Source organism: Nocardiopsis valliformis DSM 45023 (genome assembly GCF_000340985.1).
GTDB lineage: Bacteria > Actinomycetota > Actinomycetes > Streptosporangiales > Streptosporangiaceae > Nocardiopsis > Nocardiopsis exhalans.
Genome location: NZ_ANAZ01000037.1, coordinates 29878 through 46942, shown reverse-complemented (window position 1 = coordinate 46942; position 17065 = coordinate 29878). Strand labels below are relative to the sequence as shown.

Annotated in this window: 16 protein-coding genes; 6 read left to right on the top strand and 10 right to left on the bottom strand. The window is 70.6% G+C overall.

Going from position 1 to position 17065, the window contains the following annotated elements; all coding sequences use genetic code 11:
* Positions 1-168: 168 nt before the first annotated feature.
* Positions 169-675: a hypothetical protein gene (locus tag D457_RS0126395; protein ID WP_017583683.1), complete on the bottom strand. Its 507-nt coding sequence runs from the start codon at positions 673-675 to the stop codon at positions 169-171.
* A gap of 183 nt (positions 676-858) precedes the next feature.
* On the bottom strand, positions 859-1149 hold the full coding sequence (locus D457_RS33490; protein WP_017583682.1) for a winged helix-turn-helix transcriptional regulator: 291 nt from the start codon (positions 1147-1149) through the stop codon (positions 859-861).
* A 245-nt stretch (positions 1150-1394) separates the two neighbouring features.
* Between D457_RS33490 and D457_RS0126385 the strand changes: the two genes are divergently transcribed.
* Positions 1395-2252, top strand: a complete 858-nt coding sequence (locus D457_RS0126385; protein ID WP_017583681.1) for an SDR family oxidoreductase — start codon at positions 1395-1397, stop codon at positions 2250-2252.
* A gap of 25 nt (positions 2253-2277) precedes the next feature.
* Here the strand turns inward: D457_RS0126385 and D457_RS0126380 are convergent, their stop codons facing one another.
* Positions 2278-2799, bottom strand: coding sequence for a hypothetical protein (locus D457_RS0126380; protein WP_026117055.1), 522 nt, complete (start codon positions 2797-2799; stop codon positions 2278-2280).
* A 167-nt stretch (positions 2800-2966) separates the two neighbouring features.
* Positions 2967-3887, bottom strand: coding sequence for a ketopantoate reductase family protein (locus tag D457_RS0126375; RefSeq protein ID WP_193374547.1), 921 nt, complete (start codon positions 3885-3887; stop codon positions 2967-2969).
* Between the two features lie 216 nt (positions 3888-4103).
* Between D457_RS0126375 and D457_RS0126370 the strand changes: the two genes are divergently transcribed.
* Positions 4104-5633: a fatty acyl-CoA synthetase gene (locus tag D457_RS0126370; protein ID WP_017583678.1), complete on the top strand. Its 1530-nt coding sequence runs from the start codon at positions 4104-4106 to the stop codon at positions 5631-5633.
* A gap of 159 nt (positions 5634-5792) precedes the next feature.
* Positions 5793-6950 carry a low temperature requirement protein A gene (locus D457_RS0126365; protein WP_239646238.1) on the top strand — a complete coding sequence of 386 codons (1158 nt, stop codon included), beginning with the start codon at positions 5793-5795 and terminating at the stop codon, positions 6948-6950.
* Between the two features lie 14 nt (positions 6951-6964).
* Here D457_RS0126365 and D457_RS34265 read toward each other — a convergent pair whose 3' ends face one another.
* A complete protein-coding gene (locus tag D457_RS34265; RefSeq protein ID WP_017583676.1) occupies positions 6965-8833 on the bottom strand; it encodes a CPBP family glutamic-type intramembrane protease in 1869 nt (622 codons plus the stop codon).
* Positions 8834-8892: 59 nt separating this feature from the next.
* On the opposite strand from D457_RS34265, the gene D457_RS0126355 reads away from it, so the two are divergent.
* Entirely contained in the window at positions 8893-9675 is a 783-nt protein-coding gene (locus tag D457_RS0126355; protein WP_239646236.1) for a TetR/AcrR family transcriptional regulator, read from the top strand.
* An 870-nt stretch (positions 9676-10545) separates the two neighbouring features.
* Here D457_RS0126355 and D457_RS0126340 read toward each other — a convergent pair.
* The 4 genes from D457_RS0126340 to D457_RS33480 form a co-directional block, all read right to left on the bottom strand.
* On the bottom strand, positions 10546-11742 hold the full coding sequence (locus D457_RS0126340; protein WP_017583673.1) for an ARPP-2 domain-containing protein: 1197 nt from the start codon (positions 11740-11742) through the stop codon (positions 10546-10548).
* Entirely contained in the window at positions 11739-13169 is a 1431-nt protein-coding gene (locus D457_RS37600) for a hypothetical protein (RefSeq protein WP_017583672.1), read from the bottom strand. Before D457_RS37600 ends, D457_RS0126340 begins: the two co-directional genes overlap by 4 nt.
* A gap of 212 nt (positions 13170-13381) precedes the next feature.
* Positions 13382-14122, bottom strand: coding sequence for a GntR family transcriptional regulator (locus D457_RS0126330; RefSeq protein WP_017583671.1), 741 nt, complete (start codon positions 14120-14122; stop codon positions 13382-13384).
* Between the two features lie 195 nt (positions 14123-14317).
* Entirely contained in the window at positions 14318-15274 is a 957-nt protein-coding gene (locus D457_RS33480) for a CHRD domain-containing protein (protein WP_017583670.1), read from the bottom strand.
* 198 nt (positions 15275-15472) lie between these two features.
* Here D457_RS33480 and D457_RS33475 point away from each other — a divergent pair, with 198 nt between their 5' ends.
* Positions 15473-15946: a COG4315 family predicted lipoprotein gene (locus D457_RS33475; protein WP_039831928.1), complete on the top strand. Its 474-nt coding sequence runs from the start codon at positions 15473-15475 to the stop codon at positions 15944-15946.
* Between the two features lie 162 nt (positions 15947-16108).
* On the top strand, positions 16109-16390 hold the full coding sequence (locus tag D457_RS33470) for a zf-HC2 domain-containing protein (protein WP_017583668.1): 282 nt from the start codon (positions 16109-16111) through the stop codon (positions 16388-16390).
* Between the two features lie 2 nt (positions 16391-16392).
* On the opposite strand, the gene D457_RS0126310 is transcribed toward D457_RS33470, so the two are convergent.
* Positions 16393-16887 (bottom strand): sigma-70 family RNA polymerase sigma factor, encoded by a 495-nt coding sequence (locus tag D457_RS0126310; RefSeq protein ID WP_204367477.1) that lies wholly within the window; start codon positions 16885-16887, stop codon positions 16393-16395.
* Positions 16888-17065 lie beyond the last annotated feature (178 nt).

Below are 17065 nucleotides of genomic sequence, written 5' to 3'. Positions count from 1 at the left end.
GGCGAATCGGCCTTCCCCGACCACACTCCCGGTGAAAGGCCTCGGCGGCGCCCACCGGCCTGATGGGCCGTGCAGCGCCTCGGGCAGGGCAGAGGGCGGCCACGTGCCCCTACGGCACACGTCCGAGGCAGGGAGCCGGCGTGTTCCGTCCGCGCCGGTGCCTCATGTTCAGGGAGAGCTCAGGTCGAACGGTTCGGCCTGGAAGGAGTCTTCGGTGAGGACGATGTACTCACCGCCCGGAACACACTCCCCGGAGAGGTCCACCTCCCAGGTGGGGCCGCCGCTGACGGAGCCGCCCCCGGCGTAGACCGGGTCCCCGTCGAGGATCGGGCCGACCGTCGGTTCGCTGACCCCGCCCCGCTCCTCCTCCATGAGCGGTGCGACGTTCTTGGGCCACACGGGAGCCGCTGAACTCGTGATCTCCCCGGTTTCCTCGTCCCGGAAGTTGATGACCAGGCAGCCGGACTCGGGCAGGTACTCCAGCTCCCCGACGATCATGGCCTCCATCGCCGAGTTGAAGTCGTGTACGAGGATGCGCGGGTCGTCGCCGACGCCGACCATCTCGTCCGTTCCCGGGACGGCGGCGGACCGCCCCAGCGTGTCGGCGCTCCCGCACGCGGTGAGAAGGGCGGCGGCCACCAGGGCGAGGGGGAGGAGCGAGCGCGCTGTCGACAAGGCGGGAACCACCTTTTCTGCGGATGGTGGGCGGGACACACGTAGGACGCCACTGGTCTCCGGACGGTTCACCCGTGTTGCTCCGGCTGTCGCATGGTGCACGACACCTCCTCGAATCGGACAATCGTGATCTATGGTGTAAAGGTGGCGGATGTATTCAAGCTGCGTCAGTTCGGGGTCGGATCACCCGGGAAAGGTCGTGCTCCTGCCCTGGGTGGTGTACCCCTCGACCCAGTCCAGCAGGGGTAGTAGGAGCGCGGTGACTTCCCGGCCGTCACTGGTCAGGCCGTACTCGACGTAGGGCGGAACCACCGGCCTGGCATCGCGGAACAGCAGGCCGTCCGACTCCAGGGTGCGCAGGGTCTGGGCGAGCATCTTCTCGCTGATGCCGTCGATCCCGTGGCGCAGGTCGCTCCAGCGCCGGGGCCCCTCGGTCAGTGCGACCAGGACCAGGATGCCCCACTTGCTGGTCACGTCGCTGAGAAGGGCGCGCTGCGGGCAACCGGCTGGGAGTCGGCGCCCGCCGATGCGGGGGAGTGGGGTCGGCCCCGGGGCCGTGTTCGTCGTGTTCTTCCCGGTGTCCTTGCTCGCTGATGGACTCATCCCCCTAACTTACTAAAAGGTGCGTACCCTCTCATTGGAATGTGCGAAAAGAGTGACTCGTTGGACAGGAAGGAACCGCCGGGAGAAGAGACCCGGCCACCGCGAAGGGAAACCCCATGTCCGTCGTCGTCACCGGAGCCACCGGCCACCTCGGCCGCCTCGTCGTCGAGTCCCTCCTGGAGCGGGGATATTCGGCGGCGGAGGTCACCGCCACCGGCCGGAGCACCGACAAACTGGCCGACCTCGTCGAACGCGGTGTGACCGTCCGGCATGCCGACTTCGAGGACCGTGCCTCACTGCGTGAGGCCTTCGAGGGCGCGGACGCCGTGCTCCTGGTCTCCGGCTCCGAACTCGGCAAGCGGGTGGAGCAGCACCGCAACGCCATCGAGGCCGCCAAGGAAGCCGGGGTCGGGCACCTCGTCTACACCAGCGCGCCCAAGGCGAGTGACACCACGCTGATCCTGGCCCCCGAGCACAAGGCGACCGAGGAGATCCTCGCCGACTCCGGGCTGAGCCACACCATCCTGCGCAACGGCTGGTACAACGAGAACTTCGAACAGGTCCTGGAGCAGGCCCGCGAGCACGGGGCCCTCATCGGCAGCGCGGGGGAGGGGCGGACCGCCAGCGCCGCCCGCCGGGACCTGGCCGAGGCCGCCGCCGTGGTGCTGACCGACCCCGCGCCGCACGCGGGGGCCGTCTACGAGCTCAGCGGCGACACCGCCTGGACCAGGGAGGAACTGGCCGGGTACGTCAGCGAGCTGCTGGGGCGTGAGATCGTCTACCGGGACCTGAGCCACGAGGAGCACGAGGCCGTGCTCACCAGCGCCGGGCTGGACGCGGGCACGGCCGGATTCGTGGTCGGGCTGGACCGCAATACCCGCGACGGTGAGCTGTCCGCCACCTCGGGGACCCTGACCAAGCTGATCGGCCGCCCCACCACCCCGGTGACTGAGACTCTGCGCCGCCTCGCCTGACCGCGCGCCGTCCTTCCGCGCCGCGTCAGCACTCGGGCGGGAATTCACCGGCTCTCATCAGGGTGCCTTCGCCGCCCTCGTCCGTACCCACGTACACACCATCGTCCGCTGCCAGGAGTTCGGTGTCGAAGCTCAACGCGGCGATGTCGTGCTCGGTGTCGCTGTCGAGCGCGGCGGCGGAGGTCACCCCCAGCGTGTACTCGGTGTCCGGCGAGGCCGGAACGACCCGGTAGGTCGCGGCCCCGTCGGTGTCGGTGATGTTCCAGTCCTCGCCGGGGGCGGCCAGGTCCACTTCGAGTTCGTGGCCGGGGAAATCACGGGTGGTGCTCAGGCGCCACCCGTGGTCTTCCGCGGTCAGGTCGATCTGGGCAGGAGGGCTGTCGCCGCACCAGGAGATCATGACGACGGGGAACTGGTGGCGGGCGGAGAAGTGACCGGTGGCGACCGCGCCCACGGCGCCGCCGTCCGCCATGCACGAGGTCAGGAGCAGACACGCCGGGGGCAGCAGCACCAGTCGTCTGAATGTGGCTCTGTCGAGGACTGACATGCCGTGATTGTGCCAACCGCTGTCGCGCCGCGTGCGGGGCGGACGGCGGCCGCGGTGCGTACTGGACGTGAAGAACCCAGGTCACACCGGGCCTTCGGGAAATCCTCTCCGCTCTGCGGCTTCGGCGTGTCCTCCCACGGTCGCACCGCTCAGCTCCGTGCTCGCCCTCAGCCCCGGGCTGCGGAGTAGACGCTCAGGTGGGTGTGGGCCAGGGAGAACAGCGGCACGGGAACTCCGAGATCTCTGCCCCTGACGACCAGGTCGCCGACGATGTGGTCGCCCTCCACCGGGTTGTCGTGGGTCAGGTCCCAGTACATGGACGTGGAGGTCTCGCGTTCGGTGTCGGAGATGACCTTGTCCGCGAACCCCCGGATCCGGTCGCTGGGCGGGTACCCGGCGGCGGTCGCCACGGCGATGGCCTCGGCGAACATCCCGGCGCTGAACTCCGAACCGCCCGGTGCGCGGTTGACCCGGCCGATGGGGGCTCTCATCAGGCAGGTGACGGCGCCCAGGCTGGCCAGGAAGACCCACTTGTCCCACATCTCCTGGCGGATCTTCTTGGTGGGCCGGGCGGTGAATCCGGCCTCCTCCAGGGCGTCGTGGACCTGGTCCAGGCCGACTGCGGGGGAGTCGGAGAGCGGGCCGTAGACGAGCTCGCCCATCTTCCCGACCTCCACGATGCCGCCCCGCTCGTCCAGGCGGGTCATCACCATGCACACCCCGCCGTAGACGCGGTCCTCGCCGAAGCGTTCGACCAGGACGTCCAGGTGGCGCATGCCGTTGAGGAAGGGCACCACCACGGTCCGCGGTCCCACCGCCGGGGCGAGGTCGTCGACAGCGCCCCCCAGCCCGTAGGACTTGACCGAGAGCAGCACCAGGTCGTAGTCGGCGGTGAGCTGGTCCTTGGTGACCGCCCGGACGGGGATGTTCTCGGTGTACCCGTCCACAGAGCGGATGTTCAGGCCGTGCTCGTTGAGGAGCTCGGCACGTGCGGGCCGCACCAGGAAGTCGACGTCGCGTCCGGCCTGGACGAGTCGCCCGCCGAAGTAGCCGCCGACGGCTCCCGCACCCACGACAAGGATCCTCATGCCACTCCCAGCTCACTCAGCCCCATGAATCAGGCAAAACGTATGACGATGGGACACCCGTCCGCAAGAGGAGCCCTGCCAGCCCGTGGACAACTTTTTCGAACAGCGCCGGAACCACGGAGAACTCGGGTCTTGCGTCGGGGAAGCCGGGCGCAACAGGATGATCCTGTGTTCGCGGCCCGCCCCGGGCCCTGCCGCCGGGAAGAGACAGGTGCGATGAGCGTGTTGACGACCTCCAGCCGTGTGGACGACATCCTGCGGCGGAGCGCGGCCCGGACCCCCGCCAGCACCGCGCTGGTCTTCGGTGACCGGGAGTGGACCTACGTCGCACTGGACGACGCGGTCACCCGGGCCGCCGCGCGGCTGCTGGGGCTGGGCGCGGTCAAGGGCGACCGGGTCGCGGCCTACGGGAAGAACTCCGACGCCTACCTGATCGGCTACCTGGCCTGCGCGCGGGCCGGGTTGGTACACGTGCCGGTCAACTTCGCCCTCCAAGGCGAGGAGCTCGCCTATCTGCTGGAGCAGTCCGGCAGCACCGTGGTCCTGGCCGACCCCGCGCTGCGTTCGGCGGTGGACGCCCTGCGCGCCGAGACCGGGGTGGAGCAGGTCCTGGAGCTGCGGGACGGACCCGGGTCGCTGCTGGCCGAAGCTTCCGAAGGGCCGGTGCCGGAGTTGGACGTGCGGGTGGCCGACACCGACCTGGTCCAGCTGCTCTACACATCCGGCACCACCTCCCGGCCCAAGGGAGCCATGATGACCCACCGGGCTCTGGTGCACGAATACCTGTCGTGCCTGGTCGGACTGGATCTGGACGCCGGGGACAACCCGCTGCACGCGATGCCGCTATACCACAGCGCCCAGATGCACGTCTTCCTCATGCCGTGGCTGGCGGTGGGCGCCCGCAACACCCTGGTGGAGGCGCCCGACCCCACCGACCTGCTGAACCGGATTGAGGCCGATCAGCACGGGGCGTTCTTCGCGGCCCCGACGCTGTGGGTGGCGATGGCCAACCACCCCGAGTTCACCGACCGGGACCTGTCCAGCCTGCGCAAGGCCTACTACGGGGCCTCCATCATGCCCGGTCCGGTCCTGGACAAGCTCCGCTCCACCCTGCCCGACCTGGGCTTCTACAACTGCTTCGGGCAGAGTGAGATCGGCCCGCTGGCCACCGTGCTGCGCCCCGAGGAGCACGCGGACCGCCCCGCCTCGGCCGGGCGCTCGGCGCTGTTCGTGGAGCTGCGGGTGGTGGACGACAAAGGCCAGGATGTCGCCCCGGGAGAGCTCGGCGAGGTGGTCTACCGCTCACCCCAGCTGTGCCTGGGCTACTGGGACAAGCCCGAGGAGACCGAGGAGGCCTTCCGCGGCGGTTGGTTCCACTCCGGTGACCTGGTGCGTGCTGACGCCGAGGGCTATATCGAGGTGGTCGACCGGATTAAGGACGTGATCAACACCGGCGGCGTGCTGGTGGCCTCCCGGGAGATCGAGGACGTACTGTTCGCGCACCCGGGCGTGGCAGAGGCCGCGGTGGTCGGGGTGGCCGACGACAAGTGGATCGAGGCGGTCACGGCCTACGTGGTGCCCGTCCCCGGGGCCGACACCGGGGCTCTGCCGGACCTGCTGGTCGAGCACGTGCGCGGGCGCCTGGCCCCGTTCAAGGTGCCCAAGGCGGTGCTGGTGGTCACCGAACTGCCCCGCAACGCCTCGGGCAAGATTCTCAAACGCGAACTCCGCGACCGCGGCGCCTGACCCGTGGGGCGGCCCTCGGCGCAGACGAAGCCCTCGTGACCTCTTCCCGTCGGGCGGGGCTGCTCTCGACAGGGGCAATCCTCCGGGCTGACAATGCCGTGCATGGGAATCTTGCGCGATGGATTGCGACTCACGGGGCGAGACGCGTCGGTGACCCCGATGGAACTCTTCTTCGACCTCGTGTTCGTCTTCGCGCTGATCCAGGTCACCCAGTTCATGGCGGCCGACCTGAACTGGCACGGGGTGCTGCGGGGGATGCTCCTCGTCGCCCTGCTGTGGTGGAGCTGGGTCTGTTTCTCCTGGGTGGCGAACCTGGTCAAGGCCGACGAGGGCACTGGGCGGCTGGCCATGTTCGTGGCCATGGCCAGCATGTTCGTGTTCGCCCTGGCCATCCCGGAGGCGTTCGACGACGCGCCGGGCGGTCTCTCGGGGCCCGTTCTGGTGGTCGGCTGCTACTTCGTGTTCCGCATGGTGCACCTGGTGCTGTTCTGGGTCGTTTCCGCGGGCGACCCCGATCTACGGAACCAGCTTTGGCGGTTCCTTCCGTCGATGCTGCTCGCGACCTTCCTGCTGCTGCTCGCCACCCGGACCGACGGCGCCGCGCAGACGGCCCTGTGGGCGGTGGCGCTGTCGGCCGACTACCTCGGGAACTACATCGCGGGCTCCCGGGGCTGGCGGATCATGTCGGTGGGGGCCTTCGCCGAGCGGCACGGGCTGATCCTCATCATCGCGCTGGGCGAGTCGCTGCTGTCGATCGGCTTCGGGGTGTCCGGACTGGCAATGACGTGGCCGATCGTGGTGGCCGCGGTGTTCGGACTGGGGCTGGCCGGGATGCTGTGGCGGGCTTACTTCCAGGTGAGCGCGCCCAGGGCCGAGCACGCCGTGGCCGCGTTGCCACCCGAACGCCGGGACCGGGCGGCGCGCGACGCCTACAGTTATCTGCACCTGCCGCTGGTCGCCGGGATCCTGCTCACCGCCCTGGGGCTCAAGAAGACCCTGGAGTACGTGGGCGACCCCGGATACCACCTCGCGGATCCTCTGACCGGTATCCCCCTGGTGGTACTGGTGGGCGGTGTGGTGCTCTATCTGCTGGCGCAGATCGTGTTCACGCTGCGCACCGTCGGGAGGTTCAGCGTCAAGCGGGTGGCCGCCGTCGGGATGCTGCTGGTGCTGCTGGCCCTGGGGCCGATGCTGCCGATCCTGGTCACTCTCGCACTGTTGACACTGGTCACCGCGGGCGTGGTGCAGTTGGAGGTGCGCCGTGCGCGCCAGGAGGACGCCCGGGCGCACGCCCGGAGCGACGCGCACGGCGGGTGAGCCCGGAGCACGGCTCAGGCCCGGCCCGTGCCGTCGGCGCTGCCGACCTCCGAACCGTAGCGGCGGGCCAAGGCGTGGAAGCCCTCCTTGGGTTCCCAGTGGCCGTCCTCGGCGGACAGCCCCGACTCCAGAGTGGGCGGGCGCACGATCCCGAAGCTGGCCATGTCGAGGTCCCTGGTGGGGTCGGGGGAGTAGCGGCAGTCGCCCTCGACGAACATGCACAGGAACGCGCCGTGCACGTTCGCGGTCTCGTAGACGTCGATCGACCACTCGATCATGTCGGCCTGCACGCGCTCGTCGCGGACCAGTCCGCCGCGGATCTGACGGTTGTCTAGGTCGCTCCAGTCCATCGGATCGGCGCCCGATCCGCCCTTGGCCTCGGCGCCCCGGTAGGAGCAGCAGCCGAACTCGGTGACCACCACCGGCTTGTTCCAGCGGGTCAGGGCGCGCAAACCCTGGCGGTAGGAGCTCCGGGTGATCTCGTCGAAGTAGTAGTCCACCCCGATGAGGTCGAAGGGGGTCCAGTCCACCTCCTCCCAGGTGCCCGCGCTGTAGCTGAGCGGGCCGGAGAAGCGGTCCCGGGCGGTGGCGGCCAGCGCGCGGAGCAGCCTGTTGAGTCGGAGGTTGTAGTAGACGGGGAGCATCGCGAACACGTACAGGGCGCCTGCCCGGCGGCCCATGTCGCGGCCGGGGAGGATGCCGCGGTTGAGGACGGTCAGCTCACAGCCCACGTTGAGCACGACCCGGTCGGGGTACTCGGTGATCAGCCGCTCGGCCACCTCGGCGGCGCCGCCCACGTGTGCGATGAGCTCGGGGTGCCGGGCGTCCACGGAACGCGGCTGCAACCAGACGTCCAGGCCCTGCTCCAGGGCGAAGCGGGCGCCCTGCTCCAGACGGTTCAGGTCGTAGCCGAAGAGCGAGACGGTCGTGCAGTGCAGGTCCTCGCGGATGACCCGCATGTCCTTGCGGACTGCTTCGGGGTTCCACCGCTCGCGTGAGTTCTGCCCGGGCATGTAGCTGGAGCCGACGTCGTACATGATCCCGCGCACGGGGAGTCGCTTACGCGGGGGTGTGTCCTGGGCGTCCGGGACCTGGACGAGTTCGGGGCGGGTGGCGAACAGGTGGCGGATCACCAGGTAGGTGGCCACACCGGTACCGATGTTCAGCACCGGTTCCCAGGCGGGGGAACCGAAGGTGAACTCGACGCGGTCCAGCATGACGGCGGTGGCGGCCAGGGCCAGGCGGGCGCCCGTACCCGCCCAGATCCCGCCGGTGGTCATCCGCAGCAGCCCGAAGAAGACCCCGGCCAGCACGAGGTCGAACAGTTCGCCGACCTCGCCCAGGATCAGGGACATCGCGCCCGCGAACAGCGCGGCCTGGGCCAGGACCACGGTCAGCTGGGACAGGCGGAACCCCAGTACGTGCTGGACGTAGCCGCGGAAGACCAGTTCCTCGGCCAGGATCTGCGGGCCCAGCAGCAGGGCCAGGAGCAGTGCGGCCAGCGCGGTTGTGCCCAGTAGGGAGGGGGTGAGGGCGGCGCCGAGGGTGGCGTCGCCGACGAGAAGGGCCGCGGCCACGATCAGGGCGGGCACGACCAGGCAGGTCAGGGTGGCGGCGACCAGCGGCGGCCAGGCCCTGCCGGGGGTGGCCAGTCCGATCACGGACAGCGTGGTTCCGGCCGAGCGGCACAGGAGCCAGACCAGCGGCAGGACCACCAGGAGGAGGGTGCCCGAGCGAACAGCCCGTCCCAGCGGGTGGTCGGTGTCGACGTGCAGGGCGTTGACCAGGGCGAGGGTGCCGACCCCGGCCAGGGTGAAGGCGAGGACCAGTAACCCGATCCGGGCCAGGGCACCGCGCCGTCGGAACGGTTCGGGCTGGGGCATGGGGGACTCCCTAAAAACTCCGTACACTGTTCGACTAAGGTAGAACGGTGTACGGAGTTTTGGCAAACCTCAAGGTCGGCGAGGGCGGGAGGGCCGGGATGGGCGGCGCCACACGCAAGAGCATCGAGGCCACACTGGACCTGCTGTGGGCCGGGCTGGGGCAGCCCCGTCGCGGCCCCCGGCACCAGCTGACCGTGGCGGGGCTGGTCGAGGCGGCCATGGTCGTCGCCGAGGCGGAGGGCGTCGAGGCGCTGTCCATGCGCAAGGTCGCCGCCCATCTGGGGGTCGGCGCCGCCACCCTGTACACCTACGTGCCCGACAAGGCCGCCCTGCTGGCCCTGATGATCGACGAGATGACCGGCCAGGTCCCGCTGCCGCACAGCCGTCCCGGAACCTGGCGGGAGAAGGTCGAGGGCTGGGTCCGCGAGGATCTGGTCTCCCTCCGGGAGCACCCCTGGCTCACCGAGGTCACCGCCGGGCCCTACGTCGGCCCCAACGGTTTCGCCTGGATGGACTCGGCCCTGCGCGTCTTCGACGGCACCGGCCTAAGCAGGCAGGAGGCCTTCTCTGTCGTGATGGCCGTCGACGGCCTGGTCCAGGGGCACGTCGCCAAGGTGATCGCGGCTGATCGGGCCGAACGCTGGACCGACCCCGACGGCCGCTCGTTCGCCACCGTGCAGGAGAGCTACCTGGCCACCCGCCGGATCGAGCCGGGCCGCTTCCACGCCATCGAGCACCTGGGGGTCCCGCCCGACCCGGTCCAGGTCTTCGAGGAGGCCCTGGCCTGGCTCCTGGACGGTGTCGAACAGAAGATCGCGCGAATCCAGGCCGACCGGGGCTGATCGTGCCCTCCTCAACTGCCAGCCGACCACCGGTAAGCGACCTACTCACAGGTGTCTGCTGACGGAAAGAAGCCAGCTTCCCCACAGTTGTCGACGTTCAACCAGAGCGTCGATGTGGGCGGCCCTTCCACGAGGAGAGAGATCGTGGTCAACGCTGTCAACGCACTGACCCGAGCGGGCCGCCGGGAATGGGCGGGATTTGTGTTGACGAGTGTTACGGCGTTGCCGTACCGGAAGGATGCCGTGGTGCCCCCAAGGACGTGGCCAGACACGGGGGCGTCCCGCACGACCGGCTCACTCGCCCTCTCTGGTGACGGCCGGATCGCCGAGTCCACCCGCGACCGGGTCCTCGCCCGACACCGACCCAGAATCTGGGCCGGCGGTACGGGTCCCCATAGACCTGCGGGTACGCGCCTCGACCCGTAAACAGGACTGACTCAGCCGCGCTGATCGCCCGCACCGATTCAGTCGCGGGGTAGGGGGCACCCCAGTGCCGCCTCGGCGTAGGCGCACACCAGGTCCAGCGCCCGGGCTCGGGCCTGCTCCATGGACCCGTCCCCGCTGACGATCTGGATACCTTGACTTCCTCCAGCGCGACCAGGTGCTCGCCCGCGGTGCGGTCGGGCAGGCGCGGCACGAACACCCCGGCCGCCTACACCAGCGGGGTCGCCTTCCAGGCGGGCGCGGAGAGCTCCTGGGGACCCTGCGCGAGGGGCCTTCGCCGACCTGGTGTGGCTGGACCGCGACCCGCGCCGGGCGGACCCGATGCGGGTCGCGAGCGTCACCGAACGCGGCACCTGGCTGTCGGGAACACGCGTGTTCTGATCCCGTTCCCGCCCCGGCGACGTGCGCTGAACCCGGAGCGAGGCCTCAGGGGGTGCGTCGGCCCACCGTCCGCAACCGTGCCGACCTGTGCTGGAGCAGGACGTCCGGGTTGAGCAGGTAGGCCAGACCGGTGCGTTCCAGCCGGGTGAGCAGATCGGCGTGGCCGGTGCCCAGCGCCCGGGCGGCCAGGTCGATGCGCCACTCGTTCTCGTCGAGCACCCGCAGCAGGTGGCCGCGGCGGACCTGGGAGGGGGAGAGCCGGAAGCTGCTCAGGTAGGCGGTGTGGCCGTCGGGTCCGGTGACCGCCTCACCGACGTGCTGATCGCCGTCGCGGGTGAAGGCGGGCCGGAAGCCGAACAGGGTGAAGCCGCCGTGCGCGCCGCGGCGGGAGAGCTCGCTGTGCTGGGCGGTGAGGGAGGACAGCATGAGCTCGTCGTGGCCGCGGGCCGAAGCGGCTCGGCTCTCGTCCACCGCCTGGCGCAGTTCGGCCAGGGTGCGCACCCCCTCGGCGCGCAGCGGCTGGTACAGCGAGGGCGCGGCCGGCGTCATCAGTCCGCGCGTGTACAGGGTCTCGCCGAACAGCTCCAGCAGCAGCGACGGGTGCAGCAGCCGGTAGTCGTGCGGGTGCGGGGCCAGCTGTACCGAGACCAGTTCGTCCGTGACGTAGAGGGCTACCCCGCACTGGTCGGGGTGGATCTCGAACACCTCCAGCGCCCGGGCCAGGTCGCCGACCTCCCGGCCCAGGTAGGCGGCTTCGGCGGGGGCGCTCATTCGGTCGGTGCGCAGCCGGGTGCGGTTGAGGTGCTCCCAGGCGATCTGGGGCGCTCGGAAGCACAGCGCCAGGTGGCCTTCCACGTTCAGCTCCCACGGCAGGAACCGGGGCCGGTCGCGTTCGGCCCGGCTGGCCTGGCCGCGGCGGGCGGCCAGCGAGATCCGTTCGGGGCCGGGAGGTTCGAACGGGGAGAGCAGATGGGTGCCGTAGGCGGCGGCGGGCAGGGCGTCCTCGTCCCAGGTGGTGAGGTAGGCGTGCGGAAGGTAGGCCACCGGTTCGGGGGCCTGGGCGTCTTCCGAACCCGTTAGGTCCCCGGGCGGGCGCTCGGGGGTGATCCCGCTCAGGAGCGGGTGCAGCCGCAGGCCTTCCACCGGCCTCCCGCGCAGCAGCGGGACCAGGCGGACGTTGCCCCACCGCTGGTCGGGGCCGGTGCGCAGCCCTTCCGCGGACAGGGCCTGGGTGGGTGTCAACGCTCCTCCAGATAGGCCGCGGCGGCCGCGTCCATGTGCGCGCGCAGGTCGGACAGGCCCAGCCGCCCCTCGCCGAACCGGGCCAGCTCCACCAGCGAGGGCAGCGTCACCGGGTCGTGCAGACCGAGGGTGGGCACCGCCGATGACAGCGTGCGCGGCCCCAGGCCGTCGGCGTCCAGGACCGGGTTCAGGTGCACCAGAGTGGTGGCGCGATCGGGGTCCACGCGCCGGCGCCACAGACGCAGGGCGTCGTCCAGCAGCGCGGGCTCGGAGTCGTGGCCGTCGGAGACCACCACCACCCGCTCAGGTTCCCGTTCCAGCGCGTCCAGGACGGTCTCGGCCAGGTGGGTGGGGCCCAGCGGGTGCACGGTCAGGTGATCGGCGCGCCCGGACAGCCAGTGCGTGGTGGCGTTCGGGGAGAGCACCGAGACCAGGTGGTGGCAGGCCAGGGCCACGGCCAGTGGCCGGTTGCGTCGGACCGGGGAGCCGAGGGCCGAGTAGCTGTCGTCCAGTACCAGCGCGGTGGGCGGCCAGGTCCCGGCCGACGCCCCGGCCGTGCGCCGGGCCGCGCGCTCCAGGGCGTGTTCGAGTTCGCTCCGCCGCTCGCGCCGTTCCTCCAGTGACAGACCCAGCACGTACGAGCACAGCCGGAGCAGCGGGGCGTCGGACAGGGCCCCCAGCGGGTCCACCCCCGCACGGTGGGCTGCTTCGGTCAGGCGCAGGCGTTCGGCACCGGTGGCGCGTTCCCGGATCAGCTCTAGGAACCGGGCTCGCGGCACCTTGTGGTGGGCGGCGAAACCCTCGGCCACGCTCAGGGGCAGCTCGTACAGGTCCCGCGCGGAGTGGTGGGCGCGGCTGTGCGCCCGCAGCAGGGGCGAGTCCGGGTAGCGGTGGCGGCGGCGTGCGGAGGGTGAGGAGAACAGGAACCGGTCCACGTCCCCGGTCAGGCGCAGCCGGGCGTGCCGGGCGGCGTCGCGCAGCCCCCGGCGGTACTTGACCGCGTCCAGGGTCAGGTCGGGGCGCTGGGCCAGCCAGTCGCGGATGGTGGCCCGGGTGCGCCGGTTGTTGACCCGCTCGGCGGCCAGCCGGCGGAAGAGCCGGTAGACGCGCTGGGGCGGGGTGCGGGCCAGGCGGCGGCGGATGAGGGCGTTCTCGCGGGCACGCTCGTGGGTGGGCGCGTCGGGGCGGGGACGGGCGAGCAGGGTGTGCACGATGCGCAGCGCGTTGTGGTCGTTGACGTGCAGGGCCAGGGTGGCCGCGTACAGGTCCGGGAGGCAGTGGTGGACGTACTCGTGCAGGAAGTCCAGGGACAGGCGCTGCTGCTCGGCCCCGGAGTGGAACTCGCGCTGTCCGGTGCCGGAGATCGCGGCACTGGCGAACAGCAGCAGGTCCTCGCAGGCCAGCAGGTCAGGGTAGGTGTCGCTCATCGGTTCCGTCGGAGGGGGTGGTGGGGTGGTCGGCCGGGGAGCGGCGGCGCGAACGGCGTGAATGATGCTTGCAGAGGCAGTTCTCGGAAGTCGCGGTCAAGTCCCACGGCCGACCGGCTCCGACGTTAGCAAGACGGACACCCCGCTGGCCAGGCGGTTTCGCGCGCCCTGAAACCAGGTCGGGCTCAGGCCCGGCGCGTGCGGTCGAGCGGTCAGCCGGTCAGGGTGAGTTCGAAGGAGTAGCGGGAGGCGCGGTAGACGTGTGAGCCCACCTCCACCACCCGGCCGATGTCGTCATAGACGATCCGGTCCATGGTGAGCAGCGGGGCGCCGGGGGGTTCGTCCAGGGCGTGGGCCTCGGCGGCGGTGGCGTTGCGGGCTCCGATACTCTGCGAGGCGATCTTGAGGGTCACCCCCGCCCCGCGCAGCAGCTGGTAGAGGCCGCTCGCGGAGAGCCGTTCCTCGTCCAGGTCGACCAGTCCCAGCGGCACGTGGTTGCGCATCAGGGCCAGGGGTTCGTCGCGGGCCAGGCGCAGCCGTTCGATCACGTACACCTCGGTGCCCGGGGGCAGTTCCATCCGTGCGGCCACGGGATCGGGTGCGGCGGCCACGGCCAGGTTCAGTACTCGGGTACGCGGTTGTTCGCCGACCCGGTCGAGGTCGTCGTAGAGGCTGGACAGCTCCACCGGGCGGCGCACCCGGGGGCGCACCACCTGGGTTCCCACGCCGCGCTTGCGCACCAGCAGGCCCCGGTCCACCAGGTACTCGATGGCCTGGCGCAGCGTGGGGCGGGACAGCCCCAGCCGCCCGGCCAGGACCACCTCGTTCTCCAGCCGGGTGCCGGCCGGGAGCTCCCCGCCCATGATCCGCCGCTCCAGCTCCTGGGCGACCTGGAAGTAGAGCGGAACCGGGCTGCCGCGGTCCAGCGGGACCGACAACGGGGTCTGTGTCACGGGCACGGCCTCCGGGTTCCGGTCGGAGCTGGGTCCTGGGAGATGGCTCCTCGAAGGCAAGTGTAGCTACATGAATGTTGCCTGGATATCAGGATGTCCGGACAAAGTTGTGGTGACACGGGGCGGAAGCCCTGGGAACACAGAGCGGCCGCCCCGATCGGACGGCGGACGGGGCGGCCTGGGAGAGTGGTCAGGTCAGAACAGCTGGCCGCGGACGGCCCCGTCGGGGAACTCCGCGGTGTGCAGGTTGAGGTAGTGGTTGCCCGGCTCCGCGTTGATCCGATCGATCACCTCGGGGTCCTGGTCCCTGGCGGTACCGGAGACGGCGAAGACCGTGGCCGGGACCTCGGACGGGAACAGCTCGATCGCGACGTTGCCGTTCTCTCCGACCGGGCCCCTGTGCACGTGGCCCAGCGTGGGCGGCGCGATGTTCATCCACGCGACCGAGAACGACACCTGGTCGCCCTCGGGGCGGATGAACGAGGAGGCCCGGCCGTCGGGGTCGCCCGCGTTCGGCTTGTCCTCGGTGACGACTTCCTGCTCACCGTCGGCCAGAGCCAGTAGCCCGGACCCCTCGATGATGCTCAGGACGTTGACGTCGGCCGCTGACAGTGCGAGCTGCCCCCGGATCGCCCCGGCGGGGAATTCCTCGGTGTGCAGGTTGACGTAGAAGCCTGACGGGTTGGTCAGCAGGCTCAAGGCCAGCTCGGGGTCCTCGAGGGTGGTCTGACCCGCTGCGGCTTCGACCGTCTCGGGCATGGGGGTGTCGAAGAAGGTCTGCCTGACGTCGCCGTTGGTCCCGGCCACTCCCTCGTGGATGTGGCCCAGGGTCGGCGCCTCGATGCCCTCCCACTCCATGGCGAAGGTCACGCGGTCCCCCTTCACCGACACCAGCGCCAAGCCGCTCGCGTCGGGGTCGGGCACGCTTGAGGGGTCCGGGTCCACGACCTCCTCCGTTCCGCTGAGTTGGGCGACGAAGAACACGGCCGACTCTCCGCGTGTGGAGTTCATTTCCGGCGCTGCCTCGGGTGCGCCCTCGCTGTCGCCCCCGCCGTGGCCGTGGCCGTGGCCGTGGTCGTCGTCCGCGTGCGCCGTAGTGCCAGTGGTGAGCAGCAGTGCCGCGGTCGCAGCGGTCAGGATTCTGGTTCGCATGGTGTGTGGTGTCCGTCCCCGTTCGCGGTGCCTGGCCGTCGCCGGTGCGGCGACGGTGATCAGTGACGGTTACGGCGCAACGGTCCGAACGGTTCACCTGAAAATGTCGGGAAACGCGGGTGAACCGTTCCGCCGCGGTGTCCGTAACCGCATCCGAACGACTTCGGAAGACGACTCACGACGACGGGGAACTCTCACATGCGTACGACAACGGTGACACTCACGGCCGCGACCGCACTGCTCACACTGACCGCCTGCGGCCCGTTTGGGCAGGAGGGTGACGAGGAGGCAGCCGCGGGCGAACCAGCGGTGGAGGCCACGCCGGTGGGGGTCATCCTGGTCGACAGCGAGCTCGGCGAGGTCCTGGCCGACCAGGAGGGGAGGATCCTGTACGGGTTCACCAAGGACAAGGACGCCGAGAGCGTCTGCGAGGGTGACTGCATCGCCACCTGGCCCGCGCTGACCGCCTCGGCCGGGGCAGTGCTCGGAGAGGGCCTGGACGAGGCGCTCCTGGACACCACCGAACGGACCGACGGAATCACTCAGATCACCTATGGAGAGTGGCCCCTGTACTACTACGTGGGTGACGCCCTGCCGGAGGAGACCAACGGGCAGGGGCTCGACGACGAGTGGTTCGTCATCGCCACGGATGGCTCGCTGATCCGCGAATAGCGCTCCGGGAGCGCGGGGTGCGCCGCCGGGGTGGCCGCCGCGGCCGCCCCGACCGGGCGGCCATGGCCGCCCGGTCGGGGCGGTCCGGGGGTGGTGTCCAGGGCGCAGGGGTGATGTCTGGGGTGAGGGAGTCATGCGGGCCGACTGGAGGGGACGCTGAGGATGTCACACGACAGGTGTGGTGCCCGGATCGCCGGGGCCTACGTCCTCGGCGCCCTGGACACCGATGACGCGGCCGCCGCCGAGCGGCACCTCTCACGGTGTCCCCTCTGCCGGGCCGAGGTCCGGTACCTGGCGGTGGTCAGTACCGCCCTGGACGGGCTGCCTCTGCGAGAACTGCTGGTGTCCCTGTCCTTCCCGCCCGACCGGGTGGAGGGGCTGGCGCAGCGGACCGTCGACCTGGCCGAGGCGCGTGAGGGCGGCGCCCGCAACGACTGCGCCTGAGGTCAGTGCGTGTACCCGCGCCGGTCCAACGCCGCGCGTAGCGCCCGGGCCGCCTTGTACGTACGGGACTTGACCGTGCCCGCCGGGATGCCCAGGGCCTGTGCGGTCTCACGGACACTGTTCCCCAGGTAGTGCACGTGCAGGAGGATTTCGCGGTGCTGGGGTGTCAGGTCGCCGAGCGCGTCGGCGACGACCTGCGTCGTCACGACCCGCTCAGTCGCGTCCGGGACTCCGTGGTCCGTCGACGCGTCCTGCTCCACCTCCGAGGGCCGGGAACCGCGCGAGCGGTGACCGTCGATCGCCAGGTGCCGGATGACCGTGAACAACCAGGGGCGCAGCTTCGCGGCGTCGGTGTCGAGCACGTCGATCTTGCGCCAGGCGCGCAGGACCGCCTCCTGTACGACGTCCTCCGCCCAGTGGAGGTCGTGCCCTACCAGGGACGACGCGTAGCGCAGGAGCACGCTCCCATGGTGTGCGTAGACCTCCTGAATGAACACGCAAGCGCGGTCGGGGGGCGCGGTGGTCGCACGGGGGGCATCCGGTGTGGCCTGGGCCATGCTCTTTGTCGTCAGGGGTGTCTGCTTGGCGGATGTACAGGTCATGGCTGTTTCGGGGCTCCGACTGGACGCAACTCTCGGGAGGGACGTCCGCCATGAAATCGATCCCGGGATAGCT

Bases quoted from the DNA above. Each gene is read 5' to 3' on its own strand.
- D457_RS33470 (WP_017583668.1), top strand. From the start codon at position 16,109: ATGTCACACGACAGGTGTGGTGCCCGGATCGCCGGGGCCTACGTCCTC.
- D457_RS0126375 (WP_193374547.1), bottom strand. From the start codon at position 3,887: ATGAGGATCCTTGTCGTGGGTGCGGGAGCCGTCGGCGGCTACTTCGGC.
- D457_RS0126380 (WP_026117055.1), bottom strand. From the start codon at position 2,799: ATGTCAGTCCTCGACAGAGCCACATTCAGACGACTGGTGCTGCTGCCC.
- D457_RS34265 (WP_017583676.1), bottom strand. From the start codon at position 8,833: ATGCCCCAGCCCGAACCGTTCCGACGGCGCGGTGCCCTGGCCCGGATC.
- D457_RS0126365 (WP_239646238.1), top strand. From the start codon at position 5,793: ATGGAACTCTTCTTCGACCTCGTGTTCGTCTTCGCGCTGATCCAGGTC.
- D457_RS33480 (WP_017583670.1), bottom strand. From the start codon at position 15,274: ATGCGAACCAGAATCCTGACCGCTGCGACCGCGGCACTGCTGCTCACC.
- D457_RS33475 (WP_039831928.1), top strand. From the start codon at position 15,473: ATGCGTACGACAACGGTGACACTCACGGCCGCGACCGCACTGCTCACA.
- D457_RS0126370 (WP_017583678.1), top strand. From the start codon at position 4,104: ATGAGCGTGTTGACGACCTCCAGCCGTGTGGACGACATCCTGCGGCGG.
- D457_RS37600 (WP_017583672.1), bottom strand. From the start codon at position 13,169: ATGAGCGACACCTACCCTGACCTGCTGGCCTGCGAGGACCTGCTGCTG.
- D457_RS0126385 (WP_017583681.1), top strand. From the start codon at position 1,395: ATGTCCGTCGTCGTCACCGGAGCCACCGGCCACCTCGGCCGCCTCGTC.